The following is a 22,344-nucleotide window of genomic DNA, read 5'->3' as shown; positions in this document are numbered from 1 at the left end:
AGGTTCTACAGGCAACTTTAGTCACACTGACGCGTTTGAGCGTCGGACGGTGACCCATCAACCGGTAAACGCGCGAAGCCAGGAGGGCGCATGGCGAAGGCAATGCTTGCGACGATCAGCATCGGCTTCGCACTCTTGATCGCGCTGCTCGTGTACGTGGCTTTCACGCTTTGACTGAACGGGAGGGTGCGCGATCGTCTTTGTTCTAACTCAGGAGGTTCGCATGGGCCTTGAAATCGCTTACGGCATCGGGGCTCTGGTTCTTCTCACCGCCCTGATCTACGGGACGCTGCAATATCATTTCCGCAACCGGCAGGCGACGCGCTCCGGCGAGGAGGTCGCGCGGCGCCGCTACGAGCAGAACGAAACGTAGGCAACCGGCGCCGGCTCCACACCAATGCAACCACCGCCATGAACAAGGATGTGCCGAGGCCCCGTGGGGCTCCTCCCTAGAACTGACCGGCGGAGCCAGTTTCCGCCGGACCCTTTTGGCCGTCGCGACGCTCGCAGCAATCAGTCGTCAGCCGGGCATTCTGCAATGAAGCCGATCAAAGACGCTGTCCATCTCTGCGTCGATATGCAGACCATCTTCGCCAAGGGCGGCATCTGGGAAACGCCGTGGATGGAGCGGGTGCTGCCAACCATTGCCGACATCTCGGCGCGTTACGCCGCCTGGACGATCTTCACCCGCTTCATCACGCCGAACTCGCCGGAGGAGGCACGCGGCCAGTGGCGGCCCTATTTCGAGCGCTGGAAAGTCGCGACGCGACAGGCGCTCGGCGGAACGCAGCTCGATCTTGTACCCGAGCTGGCGCGTTACGTGCCGCCCGCGTTGATCATCGACAAATCGACCTATTCGGCGTTCTTTCGTTCGCCACTCGCCAGTCTGCTGCTCGAGAAGCGGGTGCATACCGTCATCGTGACGGGAGCCGAGACCGATGTCTGCGTGCTCTCGACGGTGCTGGATGCGGTCAATCTCGGCTTCCGCGTGATCATCGTCGAGGACGCGCTGTGCAGTTCCTCCGATGCCGGTCACGACGCCCTGATGACGATGTACCGATTGCGCTTCACCGAGCAGATCGACCTCGCCAAGGCCGAGCAGTTGGTCGACCTCTGGCGGCCGGAATGACACGGCGAGCATCCTGCGCCGCGTCGCCCGATGTTTCCGTCACGGAGCCGTCAATCGACGATTGTCTCGGAAAACGAGCGGTTCAGCGGGGCAAACGCTTGGAGACGACCTTCGAGCACGGCCTCCATGCCACGGCGGTGCAGCCACAGCAATCCGAGGGCAAGCTCGCGAAGATCGTTGCGGGCGGCGCCGACGGGAAGGCGGCGTGCCCTGCGCAGCGCGTCGGCCGCCTGTTGCTCCAATGGAGATCGCTTACGTTCCATAGGCTCGTGCCCCCGCGGCAATCAATTAACAACTGGAATGGTGACAACATGGCCCATTTCGGCCGGCGCAACCGTCACATAGGTTAACTTCGAAGAGTTTTGTGTCGGACGGGAACGATGAATGACGATCGCAACCCGCTGCTCACACTGATCTCCTGCGTCGTTTGCAGGCAGACGATGCGGCTCGAGAGGAGCACCCCGAGCGACGACGGCAAGGACGTCATTCAATATCGCTGCGAGCAGTGCGGGCGCATCGAGCGAATTCGGCTCGTACGGGGAAGCTGGCCTCCGGCGAGCTAGAGCGTTTTCGAGCGAAGTGAAGGGGAGACCGGTTCGCGTGAAGAAAACGCGTCAAAACAAGAATCTAGAGCTTCGGTTCTGATTCAATCAGAACCGAAAATGCTCTAGGTCAGCTGATTGAGGTCGCCAAGCGGGTTCAACTCGTTGGGCTTCTCCTTGGCCTTTTCTTCCTGCTTCTTGCCTTCCTGTTGCAGCTTGCCGTCGCCCACGACCTCGGCCACGACCTGCTTCAGCTTGCCCGTCACCTTGTCCTTGAGCTTGACCATGATCGTTCCCTGAATCCCGCAGTTTGCACGCGCGGCAAGGCTGTCAGGCGCCCGCCGGAACCGGCTCGGTGGCCGGATAGGCGACCATCCAATCGTCCAGCAGTTCATCGCAGCCGACATCGTCGAGCATGAGCGCGCGACCCGGCGCCAGATCCCGCGCGTGCGCGAGCTTGCTGCGTTTCGGCGGTCTCTTGCGGATCGTCATTGGCCATCAATGCTCCAGCAGCACTTCCCATGGCTGTCGCGACAACCGATCCGGGGGCGGCCAGGTTCCTGCGCGGCGGAAGAAATGGCGACCGCGGGGCGCGGATCAGCCATGCCCGGTCAGCTTGGATAACTCGCGGCTGAGTTCGTGAAGCTGGTAGGGCTTGCGGAGGACCGGAAAATCGATCCTGACGTGCTTGGCGCTATCAGAATAGCCGGTGGTGAGCAGGACCGGCAGCGTCGGGTTTCGTTCCCTGATCGTGCGCGCCAGCTTCAGTCCGTCCATCTTGCCGGGCATGATGATGTCGCTGAACACCAGGTCGACATCGTCGGCCTCGATCTCGCGGAGCGCCGTTTCGGCGTTGGGCACCCAGCGCACGGTGTAGCCGAGCTGCTCGAGCAGCCCGGCGCTTGCGTCGGCCACGGCGGGATTATCCTCGACCAGCAGGACGGTCGCGGAGGCTTGCTTGATCGAGCCCTCCTGTTCGGGATGCTCCGTCGCGTCGCTCCTGGGCAGGCACAGGCGGACGGTGGTGCCCTTGCCGAACTCGCTGTCGATCTCGACCTTCCCGCCGGCCTGGTGGACGAAGCCGTGCACCTGGGAGAGACCGAGACCGGTTCCCTTGCCGATGGGCTTGGTGGTGAAGAACGGATCGAACACCTTGCTGAGCACATCTTGCGGTATGCCTGTGCCGGTATCCTCGACCGAGATCAAAACCTGATTGTTGTCCGGATCATTGCGCGCCGACACGGTAACGGCACCGCCGTCCGGCATCGCATCTCGGGCGTTGATGACAAGGTTGAGGAGAGCGGTTTCAAACTCGGTGGGATCGATGAAGACCGGCCAGATGTCGGGCTGGATATCGATCTGCAATGTCATCATGCTGCCGAGCGCGCTGGCCATCACCTCCCGCACCGACGCGATCTGGCGATCGATGTCGATGGTCCGCGGATTGACGCTCTGTCGTCGGGCGAAGCTGAGGAGCTGGCTGGTCAGGGACGCGGCACGCTGTGTCGCGGTCTCGATCGCGCCCAGGGCGCGCAAAGCCCGCGGGCTCGTCAGGTCTTTCTTGATGCTGTGCAGATTACCCGAGATGATCATCAACAGATTGTTGAAGTCGTGCGCGACACCGCCGGTCAGTTGACCCAGCGCGTCCATCTTCTGGGATTCCGCAAGCTGCCGCTGCACCTGCTCCAGCCTGAGCTGGGCTTCCCGCCGCTCGGTGATATCGCGGGTGATCTTGGCAAAGCCGATCAGGCGGCCGGAGGAATCGCGAATCGGGTCGATCACAACGCTCGCCCAGAAGAACGAGCCATCCTTGCGGACGCGCCAGCCTTCGTCCTCGTAGTGGCCGGTCTCCTCGGCGATCTTCAATGCGCGCGCAGGCTTGCCTGCCGCCTGATCCGTCGGGGTATAGAAGCGCGAAAAATGCTGGCCGATGATTTCCTCTGGTGCGTAACCCTTGATTCGCTCGCCGCCGGCATTCCAGTTCGCGACGATGCCCTGAGGGCTCAGCATGTAGAGCGCGTAATCGGTGACGTTCTTGACCAGAAGGCGGAAATTCCGCTCGCTCTCGAAGTAATCCCTTTCGAGCTGTTTTGTCTTCTTGGCCATCTGAAATCCTGCCCCGTGGACGGCAAACGCCAATGTGAGAGTTTCGTTCCCGCTTTAAACTTTGGGTCCAGCCGGTTCGCTGACCGGTCGCAAAAAAGTTCCCGGCAGCCGGGAACCTTCCATAAGATCTCTCATTGTTAACATTCGGCCTTATCCAAAAGTTACCGCTCATTTTTTCTGGCTTGATTAGATCGCAACGTACCCTTCTTATGCGTCCGATGGTTCGGGATTTCGAAAAATCTAAAGCCGACCAGCGTGCAGGGGAATTTTATGACCGATCTTGGTCCCGCTCCTCGTAATCGTGGCGAACCGCGCCGTAACAGACAAAACGGCAAGATCGATCCCACCCAGGATCTGTTGCAGTCCCTCCAGGCGATGCGGGCTGGCGATTTCACCGTGCGCATGCGCGGCGACTATCTCGGGATCGACGGCAAGATCGCCGACGCATTCAACGAGATCGCCGCAGCGAACGAGCGCATGGCCCAGCAGCTCGAGCGCGTCGGCCAGGTCGTCGGCCGTGAGGGACAGACCCGCCAACGCGTGAACCTTGGCCTTTCGAGCGGCTCCTGGGCAGACATGGAAGGTTCGATCAACACATTGATCGACGACCTCTTGTGGCCGACCCGGGAAGTGACGCGCGCGGTCGCGGCGGTCGCACAAGGCGACCTGCTGCAGACCGTGCAGCTCGACGTCGAAGGCCGTCCGCTGCGCGGCGAATTCCTGCAGTCGGCGAACATCGTCAACACGATGATCAAGCAGCTCGGCGTGTTCACGTCGGAAGTGACGCGCGTGGCGCGGGAAGTCGGCGTCGAGGGCCGGCTCGGTGGGCAAGCCCAGGTGCCGGAGGTGACCGGCGTCTGGAAAGACCTGACCGAGAGCGTCAACTCGATGGCCAACAACCTGACCGGTCAGGTCCGCAACATCGCGGAGGTGACGATTGCGGTCGCCAATGGCGACCTGTCGAAAAAGATCACGGTCGACGTTCGCGGCGAGATCCTGCAGCTCAAGGAAGCGATCAACACCATGGTCGACCAGCTGCGCTCGTTTGCCTCCGAGGTGACGCGCGTGGCGCGCGAGGTCGGCACCGACGGTAAATTGGGCGGCCAGGCAATCGTGCCCGGCGTGGCCGGCACCTGGAAGGACCTGACCGATTCCGTCAACGCGATGTGCGGCAACCTGACCGCGCAAGTGCGCAACATCGCCAACGTGACGACCGCGGTGGCACGCGGCGACCTGTCGAGGAAGATCACGGTCGATGTGCGCGGCGAAATCCTGGAGCTGAAGGACACCATCAACACGATGGTCGACCAGCTCAACGCCTTCGCTTCCGAAGTGACGCGCGTCGCGCGCGAGGTGGGGACCGAAGGCAAGCTCGGCGGCCAGGCGCAGGTGCCCGGCGTCGGCGGCATCTGGAAGGACCTGACCGACAACGTCAACTTCATGGCGTCCAACCTGACTGCGCAGGTCCGCAACATCGCCGACGTCGCCAGCGCGATCGCCGGCGGCGACCTTTCCAAGAAGATCACGGTGAATGTGTCAGGCGAAATCCTTCAGTTGAAGGAGACGCTGAACACCATGGTGGACCAGCTCAACGCCTTCGCCTCCGAAGTGACGCGCGTGGCGCGCGAGGTCGGCACCGAAGGCAAGCTCGGCGGCCAGGCCAACGTGCTCGGCGTGGCCGGCACCTGGAAGGATCTGACCGACAACGTCAACTTCATGGCATCCAACCTGACGGCGCAGGTGCGCAACATCGCCGAAGTGACGACGGCCGTTGCCGGCGGCGACCTGTCGAAGAAGATTACCGTTGATGTGCGGGGCGAAATCCTGGAGTTGAAGGACACCATCAACACCATGGTCGACCAGCTCAACGCCTTCGCCGGGGAAGTGACGCGCGTGGCGCGCGAGGTCGGCACCGAAGGCAAGCTCGGCGGCCAGGCGCTGGTGCGCGGCGTCGCCGGCACCTGGAAGGACCTGACCGACAGCGTCAATTCGATGGCATCGAACCTGACCGGCCAGGTCCGCAACATCGCCGAAGTCGCAACCGCTGTCGCGAAGGGCGACCTGTCGAAGAAGATCACGGTGAACGTGTCAGGCGAAATCCTTCAATTGAAGGAGACGCTGAACACGATGGTGGACCAGCTCAACGCGTTTGCCGGCGAAGTCACGCGCGTCGCGCGCGAGGTGGGTACCGACGGCAAGCTGGGCGGCCAGGCCGAAGTGCCCGGCGTCGCCGGCACCTGGAAGGACCTGACCGACTCCGTGAACTCGATGGCGGGCAACCTCACGGCCCAGGTCCGCAACATCGCGGAGGTCGCGACCGCGATCGCCGGCGGCGACCTGTCGCGCAAGATCACGGTGGACGTGCGCGGCGAGATCCTGCAGCTCAAGGAAACGCTGAACACGATGGTCGACCAGCTCAACCGCTTCGCGGGCGAGGTGACGCGCGTGGCGCGCGAGGTCGGCACCGAAGGGCGTCTGGGCGGCCAGGCGAACGTGCCCGGCGTCGCGGGCACCTGGAAGGACCTCACCGACAGCGTCAATTCGATGGCGGGCAATCTGACCGCGCAGGTCCGCAACATCGCCGAAGTCACCACCGCCGTGGCGCGAGGCGACCTGTCCCGCAAGATCACCGTCGACGTGAAGGGCGAAATCCTGGAACTGAAGAACACCATCAATACCATGGTGGACCAGCTCAACGCCTTCGCCTCCGAGGTGACGCGCGTGGCGCGCGAGGTCGGCACCGAAGGCAAGCTCGGCGGCCAGGCCGAAGTGCCGGAGGTCGCGGGCACCTGGAAGGACCTCACCGACAACGTCAACTTCATGGCGTCGAACCTCACGGCGCAGGTGCGCAACATCGCCGAAGTCGCGACCGCGATCGCCGGCGGTGACCTGTCGAAGAAGATCACCGTCGACGTCCGCGGCGAGATCCTTCTGCTCAAGGAAACGCTGAACACGATGGTGGAGCAGCTGCGCTCCTTCGCGGCGGAAGTGACGCGCGTGGCGCGCGAGGTCGGCACCGAGGGCAGGCTGGGCGGCCAGGCCGTGGTGCCGGGTGTGGCCGGCACCTGGAAGGATCTCACCGACAACGTCAACCTGCTGGCGGCGAACCTTACCACGCAGGTGCGCAACATCGCCGAAGTCACGACGGCGGTGGCGCGCGGCGACCTGTCGCGCAAGATCACCGTCGACGTGAAGGGCGAAATCCTCGAGCTGAAGAACACCATCAACACCATGGTGGACCAGCTCAACGCGTTTGCGGGCGAAGTGACGCGCGTGGCGCGCGAAGTCGGCACCGAAGGCAAGCTCGGCGGCCAGGCCGAGGTGCGCGGCGTCGCCGGCACGTGGAAGGACCTGACCGACACCGTGAACGTGATGGCCGCCAATCTGACCGAGCAGGTGCGCGGCATCGTCAAGGTCGTGACCGCAGTGGCCAATGGCGATCTGAAGCAGAATCTGACCGTGAAGTCGAAAGGGGAGGTGGCCGCTCTCGCCGACACCATCAACAACATGACCGAGACCCTGGCGACGTTCGCCGATCAGGTCACGACCGTGGCGCGCGAAGTCGGCGTCGAGGGCCGGCTCGGCGGCCAGGCCAACGTGCCGGGCGCTGCCGGCACCTGGAAGGATCTGACCGGCAACGTCAACCTGCTGGCCGCCAATCTGACCTCGCAGGTCCGCGCCATCGCGGAAGTCGCGACCGCGGTGACCAAAGGCGACCTGACCCGCACCATCCAGGTCGACGTCCGCGGCGAGGTGGCCGAGCTCAAGGACAACATCAACACCATGATCGGCAACCTCCGTCTGACGACGGAGCGGAACACCGAGCAGGACTGGCTGAAGACCAATCTCGCCAGGTTCACCAACATGCTGCAGGGCCAGCGTGACCTGTCGACCGTGGGCCGGCTGCTGCTGGCGGAATTGGCGCCTGTGATCAACGCCCATATGGGCGTGATCTACCAGGTCGAGAACGCCGAGAACCCGCGGCTGCGTCTGTTGTCCGCGTATGCCGATGACGGCGCCAATCCGCATCCGCCATATGTGCGAATGGGCGAGGGGCTGATTGGCCAGTGTGCACTGGACAAGCGCCAGCGGCTGCTGTCGGATATTCCGGGTGACGTGGTGCCGGTCAACTCGGCGCTGATGCGGGTGCTGCCGAAGAACGTGGTCGTGTTCCCCGTGCTGTTCGAGAACCAGGTCAAGGCCGTGATCGAGTTGTCCTCGCTCGCGTCGTTCACCGCCTCGCAGATCACATTCGTCGAACAGCTTACCGACAGCGTCGGCATCCTGCTCAACAGTATTGAAGCGACGATGCAGACGGAAGGTCTGCTGCAGCAGTCGCAGCAGCTCGCCGGCGAGCTTCAGACGCAGCAGCGGGAGTTGCAGCAGACCAACGAGCAGCTTGAACTGAAGGCACAGCAGCTCGCCGAACGCAACGTCGAGGTCGAGCGCAAGAACCAGGAAATCGAGCAGGCGCGCCGCGCTCTGGAAGAGAAGGCGAGCGAGCTTGCACTGACCTCGAAATACAAGTCCGAATTCCTGGCCAACATGTCGCACGAGTTGCGCACGCCCTTGAACAGTATCCTGATCCTTGGCCATCAACTGTCGGAAAATCCGGATGGCAATCTGTCGCCGAAACAGGTTGAATTCGCCCGTACCATCCACGGCGCGGGCACCGACCTGCTCAACCTGATCAGCGACATCCTCGACCTCTCGAAGATCGAGTCCGGTACCGTCACCGTGGATGCCGAGGAAATCCTGACATCGAGCCTGCTCGAAACCGTGGGCCGGCCGTTCCGGCACGAGGCGGAAAACCGTCATCTGTTGTTCAGCATCGAGGTCGACGAGACGCTTTCCCGCAGCATGGTCACCGACTCCAAGCGCCTGCAGCAGGTGCTGAAGAACCTGTTGTCGAACGCCTTCAAATTCACCGCCGAGGGTGGCGTCAAGCTGACCGTCTCGGCCGCAGTCGGCGGCTGGAGCGCCGAACATCCGATCCTCAACACCGCGCCGGCGGTCGTCGCCTTCGAGGTGAGCGATACCGGCATCGGCATCCCCCTGGACAAGCAGAAGCTGATCTTTGAAGCGTTCCAGCAGGCGGACGCAGGCACCAGCCGCAAATATGGCGGCACGGGCCTGGGCCTTGCCATCAGCCGCGAACTTGCGAGCCTGCTCGGCGGCGAGATCCATCTGCGGAGCGCGCCCGGCAGGGGCAGCACCTTTACGCTTTATCTGCCGCTGAAATATTCCGGCCCAAGCGGTGCACTTCGCGTGCCGCCGGCGCTGCCCTTGTCGCAGGGGGGTGCTCCGGCGCTGCAGGCGCCCGCAACGCAGGAGCGCGTTGCTGCCGAGGTGCTCGACGATCGGCTCGATCTCGAGCCCGGAGACATGATCCTCCTGATCGTCGAAGACGACCCGCACTATGCGCGGGTCCTGGTCGATCTCGCGCGAGACAAAGGCTTCAAGGTCCTGGTCGCGAACCACGGGGCCGAGGCATTGGACCTGGCCAAGCAGTTCCAGCCGACCGCGGTTTCGCTCGACGTGTTCCTGCCCGACATGCTCGGCTGGACCGTGCTGAGCCAGCTCAAGCACAATCCGCTGACGCGGCACATTCCGGTGCAGGTGATCACGCTCGACGAGGACCGGCAGCATGCGCTGGCGCGCGGCGCCTTCTCCTTCGTCAACAAGCCCACCACGACCGAGGGCGTCAGCGCGGCGCTTGCCCAGATCAAGGAATATGCAAGGCCCCGGCGCAAGCGGCTTCTGATCGTGGAAGATAATCCCGCCGAACAGCTCAGCATCAAGGAACTGCTGGATCACAAGGACGTCGAGATCGTCACCGCGGGCACGGGAGCGGGGGCTCTTTCCACCTTGCGGAGCAATCCTTGCGACTGCGTCGTGCTGGATCTGCGGCTGCCGGACATGAGCGGCTTTGAGGTGTTGGACGAAATCCGCAAGGACGAAAGCCTGGCCAATGTTCCGATCGTGGTGTTCACCGGACGGGAACTCTCGGCCGAGGAGGATGCCGAGCTTCATACGATGGCGCGCAGCATTGTCGTAAAAGGCGTCGAATCGCCGGAGCGTCTGCTGGACGAAACGTCACTGTTCTTGCACCGTGTCATCACGGAATTGCCGATTGAAAAACAGAGGATGCTCGAGAAACTTAACAGTTCAGATGAGGATCTGATTGGCAAGACGGCGCTTCTCGTCGACGACGATGCGCGAAACATCTTCGCGCTTTCCAGCGTGCTCGAACGTCGCGGTATGAAGGTATTGACGGCGACGACCGGCCACGAGGCGATCGCGCTGGTCGAGTCCAATCCCAAGATTGCCATCGTCCTGATGGACATCATGATGCCGCAGATGGACGGCTATCAGACCATCGGCGTGATCAGGCAGAATGCGACGCTTGCCCGTCTTCCCATCATCGCGTTGACCGCGAAGGCGATGAAGGGCGACCGTGAAAAATGCCTGGAAGCGGGCGCGTCGGACTATCTAGCCAAGCCGGTGAATACCGAGCAATTGCTGCTCGCCATCCGCATGTGGCTACATCGCTGAAGCGGCATGAAGATGATGGACCACGAAAAGGTAAACATCCTTCTGGTCGACGATCAGCCGGCGAAGCTGCTGGCTTATGAAGTGATCCTGAAGGAGCTCGGCGAGAATCTGGTGGTGGCCGCGTCGGGGCGGGAAGCGCTCGAGTTTCTGCTCAAGAACGAGGTTGCCGTCATCCTGGTCGACGTCTGCATGCCCGAGCTCGACGGTTTCGAGCTCGCGGCCATGATCCGCGAGCATCCGCGCTTCCAGAAGACCGCGATGATTTTCATCTCGGCGATCCAGGTCAGCGATTTCGATCGGCTGCGCGGCTATGAGATGGGCGCGGTCGACTACGTTCCGGTGCCGGTGGTGCCGGAAGTGCTGCGCGCCAAGATCCGCGTATTCGCCGAGCTCTACCGCAAGACCCGGCAGTTGGAGCGGCTCAATTCCGAGCTTGAGGACCGCGTCCGTGCGCGCACCGCTGAGCTCGAGCAGTCGACCGCACGGCTGGTCGAAAGCGAACAGCGCCGCAGCATGGCGATTGCCGCCGGCAAGATGGGCTCCTGGGACTGGGATTGGGTCAACGGCGACTGGATGTGGGACGACGGCCAGTACAAGATCTTCGGCGTCGATGCCAAGAGCTTCGAGCTGAACTCCGCCAACATTCAGGCGCTGTTTCATCCCGAGGATTTCGACGGCTTGCGCGAGGCTTGGACCGAATTCGCGAAGGGCGTGAAATCATACGAGGCTGAATTCCGCATCATCCGCCCCGATGGGGAGGTGCGCTGGTGCGTCGGCACGGCGGCAGCGACCACCGACAGAAACGGCCGGGTGGTGCGCGTCAGTGGCGTCACCGTCGACATCACCGACCGCAAGCGCGCCGAAGAACGGCAGAGCCTGCTCACGCGTGAAGTCGATCATCGCGCCAAGAACGCATTGGCGCTGGCGCAGTCGATCGTGCGGTTGACGCGTGCGCAGAACGTCAACGCCTATGTGCAGGCGGTTGAAGGCCGCATCACGGCGCTGGCGCGGGTTCACACCGTGCTGTCGCTGTCGAGCTGGCAAGGCGCTGAAATCCGGCGACTGGTCGCCGAAGAGGTTGCGCCTTATTCGGAAGCCGGACAAATCCAGTATGAGGGTGCGGAAGTCCAGCTCGAGCCGGCCACGGCGCAGACCCTGGCGCTGGCGCTGCACGAGCTCGTCACCAACTCCGCGAAATATGGCAGCCTGTCCGCGCTGCCGGGCCGGCTCGGCATCACCTGGGAAGTGCAAAGCGACAAGCTGATCTTGGCGTGGGTCGAAACGGGTGGTCCACGCGTGACCAAGCCGACGTCAAAGGGATTCGGCACGAGAAGCGTGATCGCCAGCATCGAGACCCAACTCGGCGGCAAGGCCGATTTCGACTGGCGTCCGGAAGGCCTGGTCTGCCGGCTCACGGTGCCGCTGCAGGGAAAGCCGCGCACGGAAGCGATTCCCTATCGGGACGTGAATGCGCCAGGACCGGAGCCGGCACTCAGTTCACGCTCCGCGTGACTACGACAGATCGGGCATCGGGAACCGCAATTAGGAACGTTCTCGTTCGTGGCTGATTAGTTTCATCGACATCTCAAGGATGGTTCGCGATGAAACTGACACGACTTTCTTTGGCTTTCGGACTCACACTGTGCTCCACGCTTGCACTGGCGCAAGCGGGTGGCGCTCCAAGCGGGCGCGGATCGACCACGGGAGACCCGGCCGCGAGCTCCGCAACACCAGGCTCTGCGCCGACGACCGGCAGCGCAACCAGACCCAGCCGAAGCGGCAGCGGGACATCGACTTCGGGCGGGCGGGACGACAATGCCGATGAGGGCAGGGACAGGATGCCTGAGACCAACACGGTCGTTCGCCCGAACAATCCCGACAAGAAGTGATCGCGAAGACATCTGCAACGGAGAGGAAGATGGGACTTGCGCAATACGCCATCGTACCGATTCGCGACCAATGGGGGGTGCTGCACGACGGTGTCGTAAACGGTGAATATGCGACGAAGGAGTCCGCATTCGAGTCGGCCATCGCCGCTGCATCGCTGGCAATTCGGCAGGGTCACGAAGTGCATGTGAGCGTGCCGGCACGGGAGCCGGGCGAAGCCGCCATGCAGGCCAAGCCTTAGTCTACGGCAAGCCTTGGTTACGGAAGGAATGACGATCGTCAGGGTAGACGATTTTCAGATCGATTCGTTCTCCGCCCAGCCGGTCTTTTTGTTCGCGCGGAATAACCTGAGTTAGCGACGATAGGTTGTTTAAAGCGCGATTCTGTACTCATTCGCGAAGCAGGAGACTTCCATGACGGCAAAACGCAATCGAAGAAAGAACAGCGTGCCGTTCGACGAGCGGCTTCAGAGAGCGGCGGACGAAGCGCGCGCTGCAGCAGAGCAGTTGCCGCAAGGTGAAGCACGCGATGCATTGCTGAAGAAGGCAAGGCAGGCGGAAACCGCCGCTCATCTGAATGAGTGGTTGACGTCACCCGGACTGCAATCGCCGCGCTGAGATGACGATGGATCGCAAAGCTGCCTGTCTGGCGCAGGCCGATGCCTGCCGGGCGAGAGCGCAAGCCGACCCGGCAAATAGCGATCACTGGATCGAAGAGTCGATCAAATGGCTTGAGCGCGCTATCGATCCGACGGGCGGCCTGTCGATGACGTTCGAGACGAGGGACGAGCCGCAGATCGCGACGGACGAGACTGTCCCTCCGGTCCTATCCTCCGGAACGTAAGATCTAGTCGGACTCGACGTAGATCATTCGCGAGTAGGCGATCGCGCCCAAGGTGACGATGATCCCGACAGCGATCAGGACAGTCGGCAAATACAGAGACATTCGCAAGCGCCCGAACGAGATCGGCGACGGGCCGGCGGTCCGCCGCGCATGACGGGGACTGTTCATCCCAACAGATATCTCAGCATTCCCGTGAGCAGCGCCGCACTGACAATCGCCAGTGTGGCGCAAACCAGCTCAAGGTTGAGGCCGAACTTGTCGTGCTGATGCTCGCGCATCGCTAGAGCTGTGCATGCTGGGCGCTGGGACGAGAAATCTCGCTCAGCGCCACGCCCGCACCGTCACCGCCCTTGGCTTGCGCGATATCGCCAAGCGCAATGATGCCGACCAGCCGCTTATCGCGATTGAGCACAGGCAGGCGTCTGACCTGGATCTCGCCCATATTTGCCGTGACCTCATCGATATCCTGATCTTCGAAGCAGTACTTCACTTCCGTAGTCATGACGTCCCGGATCCGGGCCTCCGGTCCGCGGCCCATGCCGATGCCACGAACCGCAATATCGCGGTCGGACACCATGCCGACCAGGCGGTCGTTCTCGGCGACCGGTAGCAGTCCGACGCCGAGCGCGCCCATGGCCTCCGCCGCATCCTTCAAGCTGTCCTCGGGAGTGCAGAGCTGAACGTCGGGGGTCATCGCATCGCAAACTCTCATGGCAGACCTCGCTGTCGCTGTTTAGCGGCTAACCGACGTTGCGGACCGGCGTTCCTTCGGACCGGCGGGATTTTGATCTGGATAGGACAGCGCGTCGCGGCCGGGAACCAAATCGGACCGCCGTGCCTATTCTGGTGAGATGATGCACGACCGGAGCGATAAATGCCGCTCTATCATTTCGACCTCGTCAACAGGAAGACCGTCGCTGATCAAGGCGGCGCGGAACTCCCTGACGACATCGCCGCCATGGATTCGGCCGATGACATCGCGCGGCGGCTGCTCGGCGAACATCCGGATCTGAAGAACCGGCACTACTCGATCCTTGTCACCAACGAAGATGGCGACGAGATCTGCCGATTGCCGCTGGACATCATCCACTAGACGCTTTTCGAGCAAAGCGGGCACCGGTTCGCGTAAAGAAATGCACCAAGACAAACGTCTAGAGTTCCGGTTCATATGCTCTGGATGAACGCTCCAGAAAATTGGGAACGACCACAACACACGGACGTTGGCGGGACGGAGCAAATAACTTCGGACGGAGAGATCCGAAAGAAGAAAAAGCTCCGAAAAGCACCCCGTCGGTTATGCAAATAACTGGCGGGGTCTTTATCTGTTGGGCATGGCTTCCGAAGTACACGAACTTGCGTCCGCGGCGATAGGAACGCCTTCAGGCTGCGCCGGGTTGAGGCCGCACTTCAACTCCAGGAGAAACTGATGAAGAAGATCATTCTGGCCTCTGCGTGTATTCTTGCGTTGTCAGCCGGCGGCGCGTTCGCGCAGCAAGCGCAACCGGCGCCCGGTGCATCCAGCCAGGGCAATGTCGGGCCTGGCGCGACACCGCATACGAGTACGCACCCGAGCAGGAAAGGCATGACGACCGGCACCGGCGACGGCTCGGGCCGCGCAGCCAATCCTTCAAGCCAGGGTAATGTCGGTCCCGGTACCAACAACAATATGGGCAAGCAGCCGGGCGGCCGATGACGATCGTCGCGGTCAAGAAAAATGCCGGCCACGAGCCGGCATTTTTTTGACCCAGATTTTCACGCGCTCAACTGGCCGCCTTGCGATTGACGCCCTTGCGTAGCGCAATGGTGTTGAGCTTGGTATTTGCGGCCTTTTCCTCGTTCAGATTGGTGTTGAGGAAGCGCACGATGTCGTCATGGCCGAGCTCTTCCGCCCACGCGATCAGCGTGCCATAGCGGGAAATCTCGTAGTGCTCGACCGCCTGCGCGCTCGCCACGATCGCGGCATCGAGTACGGACTTATCCTCGATCTCACCGGCAATCTCATTGGCTTCCTCGATCAGACCATCGATCGCCGGACAATCGGTGCCCGATGGCTGCTTGTCGAGCTTCTTGAATACCTGATCAAGACGCTCGATCTGTTTGTTGGTCTCTTCAAGATGGTTCTTGAGGCCCAGCGTCAGATCGCGGTTGGTAGCGAGCTCGATCATCTTCGGCAGCGCCTTGGTGATCTGTTGCTCGGCATAATAAATATCCTGCAGGCCGTGCAGGAGCAGGTCGTCCATCGTTTTGATATCCTTCGAAAGCAATCCCAATTTATCCTCCTCGAATTATCCGAAGCCGCGTGAGCAGCTGTTTCCGATCAACATCATGCGGTTCGCGAGGTTCCTATTGCTTCCCTCCAATCAATTGTCGCAGCTTTGCCGCGTCGGCGGGGGCGGCACTCTTCTGGTCGTTGTCGAAATAGACATAGACGTCGCAGCCCTGCCTCTTCCAGGAGTTGATGCGCTTGGCCCACTCGGCCAATGTCGGGCCGCGATAATGGCCCTTGTAGCGACCGCCAGGGCCGTGGCCCCGGACATAGACGAAATCGGCGGTGCGCCGCCACGGCGCCGGCGCGTCGTGGTGGTCCGAAATGCACAGCGAAATATTTGCGTCAGACAGCAGGCGCATGATCTTCGGCGCGTACCAGCTCGGGTGACGAAACTCGAAACTGTAACGGCGCTTCCTCGACAGCAGTTTGAGGAAGGAGGCGAGGCGATCCTGGTTGATCTCAAACTGCGGCGGCAGTTGAAACAGGATCGGGCCCGCCTTGTTGCCGAGCAGCGATAGCCGGTCTTCGAGCAGCTCGAGGCTGTTCACCGAGTTCTCCGACAGGCGCTTCCAATGCGTGATGAACTTGGACGCCTTCCAGGCGAAGACAAAATCCTCGTCGGTCTGCTCGCGCCAGCCCTTCACCGCGTCCGGCGTCGGCGTGCGATAGAAGACGCCATTCAATTCCGTGGTCGGAAACTGGCCGGCATAGTAGCGAAGCTGGTTCTTGAGCGGCAGGCCTTTCGGGAAGAAGGGCCCGCGCCAGGACTCGTAGTGCCAGCCCGATGTCCCGATCAGAATACGCGCCATTGTCTCCAGCGTACCGTTACTTCTTTCCAGGCAGAACACTCTCCAGCACCTGCCGTGCCGTACCTTTGAGGACGCCGACCTCGTCGGGATCGCCCTTGGCGAGCGCGATCGAGAAATTCTTCGCCTGCTCGAACGTAATGTGCGGCGGCAGGGGCGGCACTTCGGGATCCGTCTTCACTTCCAGTACGACCGGAATTTTGCTCGCGAGCGCCTGATCCCAGGCTGACGCAACCTGGTCTGGATGGTCGACATAGATGCCGTACAATCCGATCAGATCGGCAAAGCGGGAATAGGAGACGTTGGGAATTCGCTGCGACGCCTCGAATTTCGGATCACCGTTGATAATCCGCTGCTCCCACGTCACCTGGTTCAGGTCCTCGTTGTTGAAGACGCAGACGATCCAGCGCGGATCTTTCCACTCGCGCCAGTATTTTGCGACCGTGATCAGTTCGGCCATGTTGTTCATCTGCATCGCGCCGTCGCCGACCAGCGCGATCACTGGGCGGTCCGGATGCGCGTACTTGGCGGCGATCGCATAAGGAACCGCGGCGCCCATCGACGCCAGCCCGCCGGACAGCGATGCTTTCATACCCCGGCGCATCTTCAGGTCACGCGCGTACCAATTGGCGCAGGAGCCGGAGTCGCTGGTGATGATCGCACGCTCCGGCAACCGCGGCGACAATTCCCAGGTCACGCGCTGCGGGTTGACCGGGTTGGCGGGCTGCATCGCCCGGTCCTCGAGCGTCTTCCACCAGCTCCTGACATTTTCCTCGATTCCGCTGCGCCAGCCGTCGGCCGGCTTCTGGCGAAGCCGCGGCAGCAACGCACGCAGTGTTTCGGCGGCATCGCCGACGAGGCCGACTTCCATGGGGAAGCGGATCGACAGCATGCTCGCATCGATGTCGATCTGGACGCCACGGACGCTGCCTTCCTGTGGCAGGAATTCGGAATAGGGAAATGCCGACCCGACCATCAACAGCGTGTCGCATTCCGTCATCAGCCGATAGCTCGGCTCGGTTCCTAGCAGTCCGATCGAACCGGTGACCCAGGGCAGGTCATCGGGAAGGGCGGCCTTGCCGAGCAGGGCCTTGGCGCAGCCGGCGGATAGCCTGTTGGCGACGGCGATCACCTCATCCGCAGCACCAAGGGCGCCGGCGCCAATCAGCATTGCAATTTTGCTGCCGGCATTGAGGACTTCGGCCGCACGATCGAGATCTGCGTCGTGCGGCACCGTCTTCGGCGCGCTATAGCCGATGCCCGAGTGCAACGTGCCATGCGCGCGCGGCGGATCCTCGTAAGACAGATCCTGAAGATCGTTCGGCAGGATGATCACGGTGACGGTGCGGCGCGCCAGCGCGATACGCGCGGCGCGATCGATCAGATGTCGCGCCTGGGCGGGCGATGAGGCCTGCGCGACATAGGCGCCGGCGACGTCCTTGAACATCGAGACCAGATCGAGTTCCTGCTGGTACTGGCCGCCGAGCGCGTTGCGCGCCTGCTGCCCGACGATCGCGAGCACCGGCTGATGGTCCATCAGCGCATCATAGAGCCCGGTGACGAGATGCGAGGCACCGGGGCCCGAGGTCGCGATGCACACACCGAGCCGGCCTGAGAATTTGGCATAGGCGGACGCCATGAATGCCGCCATCTCCTCGTGCCGCGCCTGGATGAACTGGATCTTTCCGCCAGCGCGATTGAGCGCGCCGAACACGCCGTTGATGCCGTCGCCCGGATAACCAAAGATGTGCTCCACGCCCCAATCATGAAGCCGTTGAACGACGAAATCACCGACGGTCTGGGACATAGCGAACCCCGCGATATCTGGAGTGCAATGAAGCACTGAGAACCGTCGGTATGCGCGAGGGTTCCAATCGCCAACTACGCCCGATCGATGGCTTCGCGGGAACCATGTTCTGACCGCTTGGTTAGCCAGATCGATTGCAAATGATCTCCTTCGCTTGAGGTGCTGCAGTGGATGCCACGACCCGAGAGCGTGGGCCGTCCGCGGAAGAAACACGGCCTCCGGAACGCGCTCCCGAGCAGAAGCCTGAACTCAGGGACGTCAGCGAAACGCGCGACAGTCCGCCGACCACGCCCGACGGGCCGTCAATGCTCGATCGGCTCCGCGAGCACTGGTTGCTCGCGATTGCAGGCGCTTGCGTTCTCCTGGCTGCGCTGATCGGCGGCGGCATCTACTGGCTCGAAGTTCGTAACTACGAATCTACCGATGATGCTTTCATCGCGGCGCGCAGCTTCTCGATCGCGCCGAAGGTCGGCGGTTACCTTGTCGACGTACCCGTCACGGATAACCAGCATGTCAATGCGGGCGATCTGCTCGCCCGTATCGACGATCGCGACTACAGGATCGCGGTCGAGCAGGCGGAGGGGCAGGTCGCAGCAGCGCGGGCCAATATCGCCAATATCGAGGCCCAGATCGACAGCCAACAGGCCCAGATCGACCAGGCAAAAGCGCAGCTCGCGCAGGCCGAAGCGCAACTGCAATTTGCCCAGCAGGAAGCCGCGCGCGCCGATGATCTCCTGCAGAAGGGCGCCGGCACGCTGCAACGTCAGCAACAGACCAAGTCCGATCTCGAGGCGCAGCAGGCCAATACCACCCGTGCAAAGACCGCAGTCACTGTCGCCGAGCTCGGGATCAAGCCGCTGCAGGCCCAACGGGAGAGTGCCAAGGCATCGCTGCAGCAGGCGGAGGCGCAGCGCGATCAGGCCAAGCTCAATCTCGAATACACCAACGTCACGGCGGCGCAGTCCGGGCGCGTCGTCAAGCTCAGCGGCGCCAAGGGGATGCTTGCGACGGCCGGGCAGAGCATCATGATGTTCGTGCCCGACGAGGTCTGGATCGTGGCGAACTACAAGGAGACCCAGCTTCGCGACATGCGTCCGGGCCAACCCGTCGAATTCACGATCGACGCCTATCCAAACCGCAGGCTGACCGGGCGCGTGGACTCGGTGCAGCCCGGTTCGGGCACGGTGTTCAGCCTGCTGCCGGCGGAGAACGCCACCGGCAACTACGTCAAGGTGGTGCAGCGCGTGCCGGTGAAGATCGTGGTCGATCATTGGCCCGATGACGTTCCCGTCGGCCCCGGCATGTCGGTCGTACCCTGGACGAAGGTGCGATGACTGACGCGACGCAGGCCGGCGGCTGGTCGGCGGAGCGCTCGGCGGCCGGCGGACACAATCCCTATCTGATCGCCTTCGTCGTCTCGATCGCGACCTTCATGGAGGTGCTGGACACGACGATCGCCAACGTCGCGCTGCGCCATATCGCGGGCGGGCTGGCGGTCGGCATCGACGAGAGCACTTACGTCATCACCAGCTATCTCGTCGCCAACGCGATCGTGCTGTCGATTTCCGGCTGGCTTTCGACCGTCATCGGGCGCAAGCGCTTCTACATGATGTGCGTGGCCACCTTTACCGTGGCTTCGCTGCTGTGCGGGTTTGCCTGGAGTCTGGAATCCCTGGTGCTGTTCCGCATCCTGCAAGGACTCGGCGGGGGAGGGATGGCGACATCCGAGCAGGCGATCCTCGCCGACTCGTTTCCACCGGCCAAGCGTGGTCAGGCCTTTGCGATCTACGGCATCGCCGTAGTGGTGGCGCCGGTGATCGGGCCGACACTCGGCGGCTGGATCACCGATACCTATACCTGGCACTGGGTGTTTCTGATCAACGGACCGATGGGATTGATCTCCCTGTTCCTGGTGGGGACGCTGGTCAAGGAACCGTCCGGAGCGGAGGAAGAACGGCGAGAGTTGCTCCGCAAGGGACTCCGCGTCGACTATGTCGGCTTCGTGCTGGTCGCGATCGGACTCGGCTCGCTCGAATTCGTGCTCGACGAAGGCCAGCGCAATGACTGGTTCGGATCCAACATGATCCTGGCCTTTGCGCTGATCTCAGGCTTCTGCCTGCTGGCGCTGATCCCCTGGGAACTGACCCGCAACGATCCCATCATCGAGCTCCGCCTGCTGGGCCGGCGGCAGTTCGCAGCCTGCTTCCTGGTGATGCTCGGCACTGGCGCGGTCTTGATCTCGACCACTCAGATCCTGCCGCAATTGCTGCAGGCGGAGGTGAACTACACTGCGATGCTCGCTGGGCTCGCGTTGTCGCCGGGCGGCATCTTCACGATGATCATGATGCCGATCGTGGGCAGGCTCGTGGGCATCGTGCAGCCGAAATACCTGATCATCGTCGGTGCGACCATCGTAATGCTCTCGATGTGGCATCTCACCGGCCTCACGCCCGATATCACCTATGGCTACGCGGCGTGGTCGCGCATCTTCCTCGGCATCGGCCTGCCATTCCTGTTCCTGCCGGTGACGACGGCCTCCTACGACGGCGTACCGCCGGACAAGACCAATCAGGCTTCGGCGCTGATCAATGTTGCCCGCAACATCGGCGGCTCGATGGGAGTAGCGTTGGCGCAAACCGTCCTGGCGCAGCGCCAGCAATTCCATCAGAGCCGGCTGGTCGAGCATGCCGCGCCGTCCGACATCGGCTACCAGCAGACCATCGACGCGATGACGCGCTATTTCCAGGCGCAGGGCTCCAACGCCTCCGATGCGGCCTCGCAGGCGATCGCCTGGGTCGGCCAGACCTTGCAGCGCCAAGTCGATTTCCTCGCCTATATCGATGTGTTCTGGACGCTGGCTGTCATTGGCGCCCTGATGATCCCGCTCGCGCTGATCATGCGCTCGATCGATCTCAAGGCGCCGGCAAGAGGACATTGACGGCCAAATCGCCGCAACCTCAGACGAGATTGTGAAATGAGCCTACCAAGGTTCTGCGCTATGGATGCGCGTTCGCGAGATCGTCATCTCGCGTGAGGATGTGAAATGCTCTGGAAGCCCATTGCAATACGCGTCGCGATTGCGAGCTTGCTCGCGTTGATGATCCCGCCTGGTGCAAGCGCACAGCCGGCTGTGCTGAAGGGACCGGACGCCTATGGCGATTGGCAGCGTGACAAGCCCGGCACCCTGCGCCTGATCACGCCGCGGGATCTGCCCAAGCCCGGCGCGACGCCATCGACTGCGAACATGTCGCGGGTCGCGCCGCGGCCGTCCTCCGCAATTCCGCAGGTGCCGCCAGGGTTCAAGGCCGAGCTGTTCGTTGACGGCTTGAACGGCCCACGGATCATCAAGACCGCGCCGAATGGCGACATCTTCGTCGCCGAGACACGCGCCGGGCGCATCCGCCTGCTGCGCGCCGCCGATGGGGCAGCCAAACCGTCGGTCAACGAAGTCTACGCCACCGGCCTCGATCGTCCGTTCGGCATGGCATTCTTTCCGAGTGGCGACAATCCGCAATGGCTCTACGTCGCCAACACCGGAAGCGTGGTCCGCTTTGCCTATCGCAATGGCGACCTCAAGGCTTCCGGAAAGCCGGAGACGGTCGTCGTCAATCTGCCGCATGGCTGGGGTCACTCGACCCGCGACCTTGTCTTTACGCCTGACAATGCGCGGATGCTGGTCTCGGTCGGCTCCGCAGGCAATTCGGGGGAGGGCATGGGTAGCCCTCCGGGAGGCCTGCAAGCCTGGAGCCGCGAGCGCCCGCTGGGCGCCGCCTGGGGCAACGAGACCGATCGTGGCGCGGTGCTTGCCTTCGATCCCGACGGCAGGAACCAGCGCATCTTTGCCACCGGCATCCGCAATTGCGTCGGGCTTGCGATCCAGCCGCAAACGGGCGTGCCGTGGTGCTCGACCAATGAGCGCGACGGCCTCGGCGACAACCTCGTGCCCGATTATGTGACCCGCGTCCGCGAGAACGCGTTCTATGGCTGGCCGTGGTTCTACATCGGCGCCAACGAGGATCCTCGGCATGTCGGCGCGCGCCCCGACCTCAAGGACAAGATCACGGTCCCCGACGTGCTCTTGCAGGCGCATTCCGCGTCGCTTGGCCTCGCATTCTATGACGGCCAGAACTTCCCCGCCGAATATCGCGGCGACGTCTTCGCGGCCCAGCACGGCTCGTGGAACCGATCGAAGCGCACGGGCTACAAGGTGATCCGCATCCGCCTGAAGGACGGCGTGCCGACCGGCGAGTACGAGGATTTCGCGACCGGCTTCGTCATCAACGATTCCGAGGTCTGGGGACGCCCGGTCGGGGTCGCCGTGGCGCGCGACGGCGCCCTGCTGATCACCGAGGACGCCAACGGCACGATCTGGCGGATCAGCCGCTAAGGTCTCACCCTTT

At 62.6% G+C, this 22,344-nt stretch carries 20 protein-coding genes; 12 read left to right on the top strand and 8 right to left on the bottom strand.

Annotation, left to right across the window (positions count from 1 at the left end; genetic code table 11):
• Window positions 1-223: 223 nt before the first annotated feature.
• Together I6F35_RS12745 and I6F35_RS12740 are read left to right on the top strand one after the other, a co-directional pair.
• Window positions 224-373, top strand: a complete 150-nt coding sequence (locus I6F35_RS12745; protein WP_225118003.1) for a hypothetical protein — start codon at window positions 224-226, stop codon at window positions 371-373.
• A gap of 165 nt (window positions 374-538) precedes the next feature.
• On the top strand, window positions 539-1,129 hold the full coding sequence (locus I6F35_RS12740) for a cysteine hydrolase (RefSeq protein WP_225118002.1): 591 nt from the start codon (window positions 539-541) through the stop codon (window positions 1,127-1,129).
• 50 nt (window positions 1,130-1,179) lie between these two features.
• Here I6F35_RS12740 and I6F35_RS12735 read toward each other — a convergent pair whose 3' ends face one another.
• The 4 genes from I6F35_RS12735 to I6F35_RS12720 form a co-directional block, all read right to left on the bottom strand.
• Window positions 1,180-1,371, bottom strand: coding sequence for a hypothetical protein (locus I6F35_RS12735; protein ID WP_225118001.1), 192 nt, complete (start codon window positions 1,369-1,371; stop codon window positions 1,180-1,182).
• Window positions 1,372-1,796: 425 nt separating this feature from the next.
• A complete protein-coding gene (locus I6F35_RS12730; RefSeq protein WP_225118000.1) occupies window positions 1,797-1,958 on the bottom strand; it encodes a CsbD family protein in 162 nt (53 codons plus the stop codon).
• Between the two features lie 43 nt (window positions 1,959-2,001).
• Window positions 2,002-2,163 (bottom strand): hypothetical protein, encoded by a 162-nt coding sequence (locus I6F35_RS12725; protein ID WP_225117999.1) that lies wholly within the window; start codon window positions 2,161-2,163, stop codon window positions 2,002-2,004.
• A gap of 105 nt (window positions 2,164-2,268) precedes the next feature.
• Window positions 2,269-3,777 (bottom strand): PAS domain-containing sensor histidine kinase, encoded by a 1,509-nt coding sequence (locus I6F35_RS12720; protein WP_225117998.1) that lies wholly within the window; start codon window positions 3,775-3,777, stop codon window positions 2,269-2,271.
• Between the two features lie 270 nt (window positions 3,778-4,047).
• Here I6F35_RS12720 and I6F35_RS12715 point away from each other — a divergent pair, with 270 nt between their 5' ends.
• From I6F35_RS12715 to I6F35_RS12695, 5 genes are all read left to right on the top strand, one after another.
• Window positions 4,048-10,332 carry a HAMP domain-containing protein gene (locus I6F35_RS12715; RefSeq protein ID WP_225117997.1) on the top strand — a complete coding sequence of 2,095 codons (6,285 nt, stop codon included), beginning with the start codon at window positions 4,048-4,050 and terminating at the stop codon, window positions 10,330-10,332.
• A 15-nt stretch (window positions 10,333-10,347) separates the two neighbouring features.
• A complete protein-coding gene (locus I6F35_RS12710) occupies window positions 10,348-11,844 on the top strand; it encodes an HWE histidine kinase domain-containing protein (protein ID WP_225118044.1) in 1,497 nt (498 codons plus the stop codon).
• A 406-nt stretch (window positions 11,845-12,250) separates the two neighbouring features.
• Complete coding sequence (locus I6F35_RS12705) at window positions 12,251-12,460, top strand: hypothetical protein (protein ID WP_225117996.1); 210 nt, start codon at window positions 12,251-12,253, stop codon at window positions 12,458-12,460.
• 172 nt (window positions 12,461-12,632) lie between these two features.
• On the top strand, window positions 12,633-12,836 hold the full coding sequence (locus tag I6F35_RS12700; protein ID WP_028166426.1) for a hypothetical protein: 204 nt from the start codon (window positions 12,633-12,635) through the stop codon (window positions 12,834-12,836).
• Between the two features lie 7 nt (window positions 12,837-12,843).
• The gene (locus I6F35_RS12695) at window positions 12,844-13,062 is read left to right on the top strand and encodes a hypothetical protein (RefSeq protein WP_225117995.1); all 219 of its coding nucleotides are present in this window, start codon (window positions 12,844-12,846) and stop codon (window positions 13,060-13,062) included.
• A 280-nt stretch (window positions 13,063-13,342) separates the two neighbouring features.
• On the opposite strand, the gene I6F35_RS12690 is transcribed toward I6F35_RS12695, so the two are convergent.
• A complete protein-coding gene (locus I6F35_RS12690; protein WP_225117994.1) occupies window positions 13,343-13,774 on the bottom strand; it encodes a CBS domain-containing protein in 432 nt (143 codons plus the stop codon).
• A 162-nt stretch (window positions 13,775-13,936) separates the two neighbouring features.
• On the opposite strand from I6F35_RS12690, the gene I6F35_RS12685 reads away from it, so the two are divergent.
• Together I6F35_RS12685 and I6F35_RS12680 are read left to right on the top strand one after the other, a co-directional pair.
• Window positions 13,937-14,155 (top strand): hypothetical protein, encoded by a 219-nt coding sequence (locus tag I6F35_RS12685; protein WP_225117993.1) that lies wholly within the window; start codon window positions 13,937-13,939, stop codon window positions 14,153-14,155.
• A 333-nt stretch (window positions 14,156-14,488) separates the two neighbouring features.
• Window positions 14,489-14,755, top strand: coding sequence for a hypothetical protein (locus tag I6F35_RS12680; protein WP_225117992.1), 267 nt, complete (start codon window positions 14,489-14,491; stop codon window positions 14,753-14,755).
• A 67-nt stretch (window positions 14,756-14,822) separates the two neighbouring features.
• On the opposite strand, the gene I6F35_RS12675 is transcribed toward I6F35_RS12680, so the two are convergent.
• The 3 genes from I6F35_RS12675 to I6F35_RS12665 form a co-directional block, all read right to left on the bottom strand.
• Complete coding sequence (locus tag I6F35_RS12675; protein WP_225117991.1) at window positions 14,823-15,332, bottom strand: ferritin-like domain-containing protein; 510 nt, start codon at window positions 15,330-15,332, stop codon at window positions 14,823-14,825.
• A 73-nt stretch (window positions 15,333-15,405) separates the two neighbouring features.
• Window positions 15,406-16,140: a DUF72 domain-containing protein gene (locus I6F35_RS12670; RefSeq protein ID WP_225117990.1), complete on the bottom strand. Its 735-nt coding sequence runs from the start codon at window positions 16,138-16,140 to the stop codon at window positions 15,406-15,408.
• Window positions 16,141-16,156: 16 nt separating this feature from the next.
• A complete protein-coding gene (locus I6F35_RS12665; protein ID WP_225117989.1) occupies window positions 16,157-17,944 on the bottom strand; it encodes a thiamine pyrophosphate-requiring protein in 1,788 nt (595 codons plus the stop codon).
• Between the two features lie 167 nt (window positions 17,945-18,111).
• Between I6F35_RS12665 and I6F35_RS12660 the strand changes: the two genes are divergently transcribed.
• From I6F35_RS12660 to I6F35_RS12650, 3 genes are all read left to right on the top strand, one after another.
• A complete protein-coding gene (locus I6F35_RS12660; RefSeq protein WP_225117988.1) occupies window positions 18,112-19,278 on the top strand; it encodes an HlyD family secretion protein in 1,167 nt (388 codons plus the stop codon).
• Window positions 19,275-20,882, top strand: a complete 1,608-nt coding sequence (locus I6F35_RS12655) for a DHA2 family efflux MFS transporter permease subunit (RefSeq protein WP_225117987.1) — start codon at window positions 19,275-19,277, stop codon at window positions 20,880-20,882. Before I6F35_RS12660 ends, I6F35_RS12655 begins: the two co-directional genes overlap by 4 nt.
• 159 nt (window positions 20,883-21,041) lie before the next feature.
• Complete coding sequence (locus I6F35_RS12650; protein WP_225118043.1) at window positions 21,042-22,331, top strand: sorbosone dehydrogenase family protein; 1,290 nt, start codon at window positions 21,042-21,044, stop codon at window positions 22,329-22,331.
• Window positions 22,332-22,344 lie beyond the last annotated feature (13 nt).

This window comes from Bradyrhizobium sp. BRP22 (assembly GCF_020194175.1).
GTDB lineage: Bacteria > Pseudomonadota > Alphaproteobacteria > Rhizobiales > Xanthobacteraceae > Bradyrhizobium.
Note: the sequence above shows the minus strand (reverse complement) of the source record. Positions and strands in the feature narration are given on the sequence as shown.

Excerpts from the sequence above, each read along its gene's own strand:
- I6F35_RS12745 (WP_225118003.1), top strand. The coding sequence starts at position 224 with ATGGGCCTTGAAATCGCTTACGGCATCGGGGCTCTGGTTCTTCTCACC.
- I6F35_RS12740 (WP_225118002.1), top strand. The coding sequence starts at position 539 with ATGAAGCCGATCAAAGACGCTGTCCATCTCTGCGTCGATATGCAGACC.
- I6F35_RS12730 (WP_225118000.1), bottom strand. The coding sequence starts at position 1,958 with ATGGTCAAGCTCAAGGACAAGGTGACGGGCAAGCTGAAGCAGGTCGTG.
- I6F35_RS12725 (WP_225117999.1), bottom strand. The coding sequence starts at position 2,163 with ATGACGATCCGCAAGAGACCGCCGAAACGCAGCAAGCTCGCGCACGCG.
- I6F35_RS12720 (WP_225117998.1), bottom strand. The coding sequence starts at position 3,777 with ATGGCCAAGAAGACAAAACAGCTCGAAAGGGATTACTTCGAGAGCGAG.
- I6F35_RS12715 (WP_225117997.1), top strand. The coding sequence starts at position 4,048 with ATGACCGATCTTGGTCCCGCTCCTCGTAATCGTGGCGAACCGCGCCGT.
- I6F35_RS12710 (WP_225118044.1), top strand. The coding sequence starts at position 10,348 with ATGGACCACGAAAAGGTAAACATCCTTCTGGTCGACGATCAGCCGGCG.
- I6F35_RS12705 (WP_225117996.1), top strand. The coding sequence starts at position 12,251 with ATGGGACTTGCGCAATACGCCATCGTACCGATTCGCGACCAATGGGGG.
- I6F35_RS12700 (WP_028166426.1), top strand. The coding sequence starts at position 12,633 with ATGACGGCAAAACGCAATCGAAGAAAGAACAGCGTGCCGTTCGACGAG.
- I6F35_RS12695 (WP_225117995.1), top strand. The coding sequence starts at position 12,844 with ATGGATCGCAAAGCTGCCTGTCTGGCGCAGGCCGATGCCTGCCGGGCG.
- I6F35_RS12690 (WP_225117994.1), bottom strand. The coding sequence starts at position 13,774 with ATGAGAGTTTGCGATGCGATGACCCCCGACGTTCAGCTCTGCACTCCC.
- I6F35_RS12685 (WP_225117993.1), top strand. The coding sequence starts at position 13,937 with ATGCCGCTCTATCATTTCGACCTCGTCAACAGGAAGACCGTCGCTGAT.
- I6F35_RS12680 (WP_225117992.1), top strand. The coding sequence starts at position 14,489 with ATGAAGAAGATCATTCTGGCCTCTGCGTGTATTCTTGCGTTGTCAGCC.
- I6F35_RS12670 (WP_225117990.1), bottom strand. The coding sequence starts at position 16,140 with ATGGCGCGTATTCTGATCGGGACATCGGGCTGGCACTACGAGTCCTGG.
- I6F35_RS12665 (WP_225117989.1), bottom strand. The coding sequence starts at position 17,944 with ATGTCCCAGACCGTCGGTGATTTCGTCGTTCAACGGCTTCATGATTGG.
- I6F35_RS12655 (WP_225117987.1), top strand. The coding sequence starts at position 19,275 with ATGACTGACGCGACGCAGGCCGGCGGCTGGTCGGCGGAGCGCTCGGCG.
- I6F35_RS12650 (WP_225118043.1), top strand. The coding sequence starts at position 21,042 with ATGATCCCGCCTGGTGCAAGCGCACAGCCGGCTGTGCTGAAGGGACCG.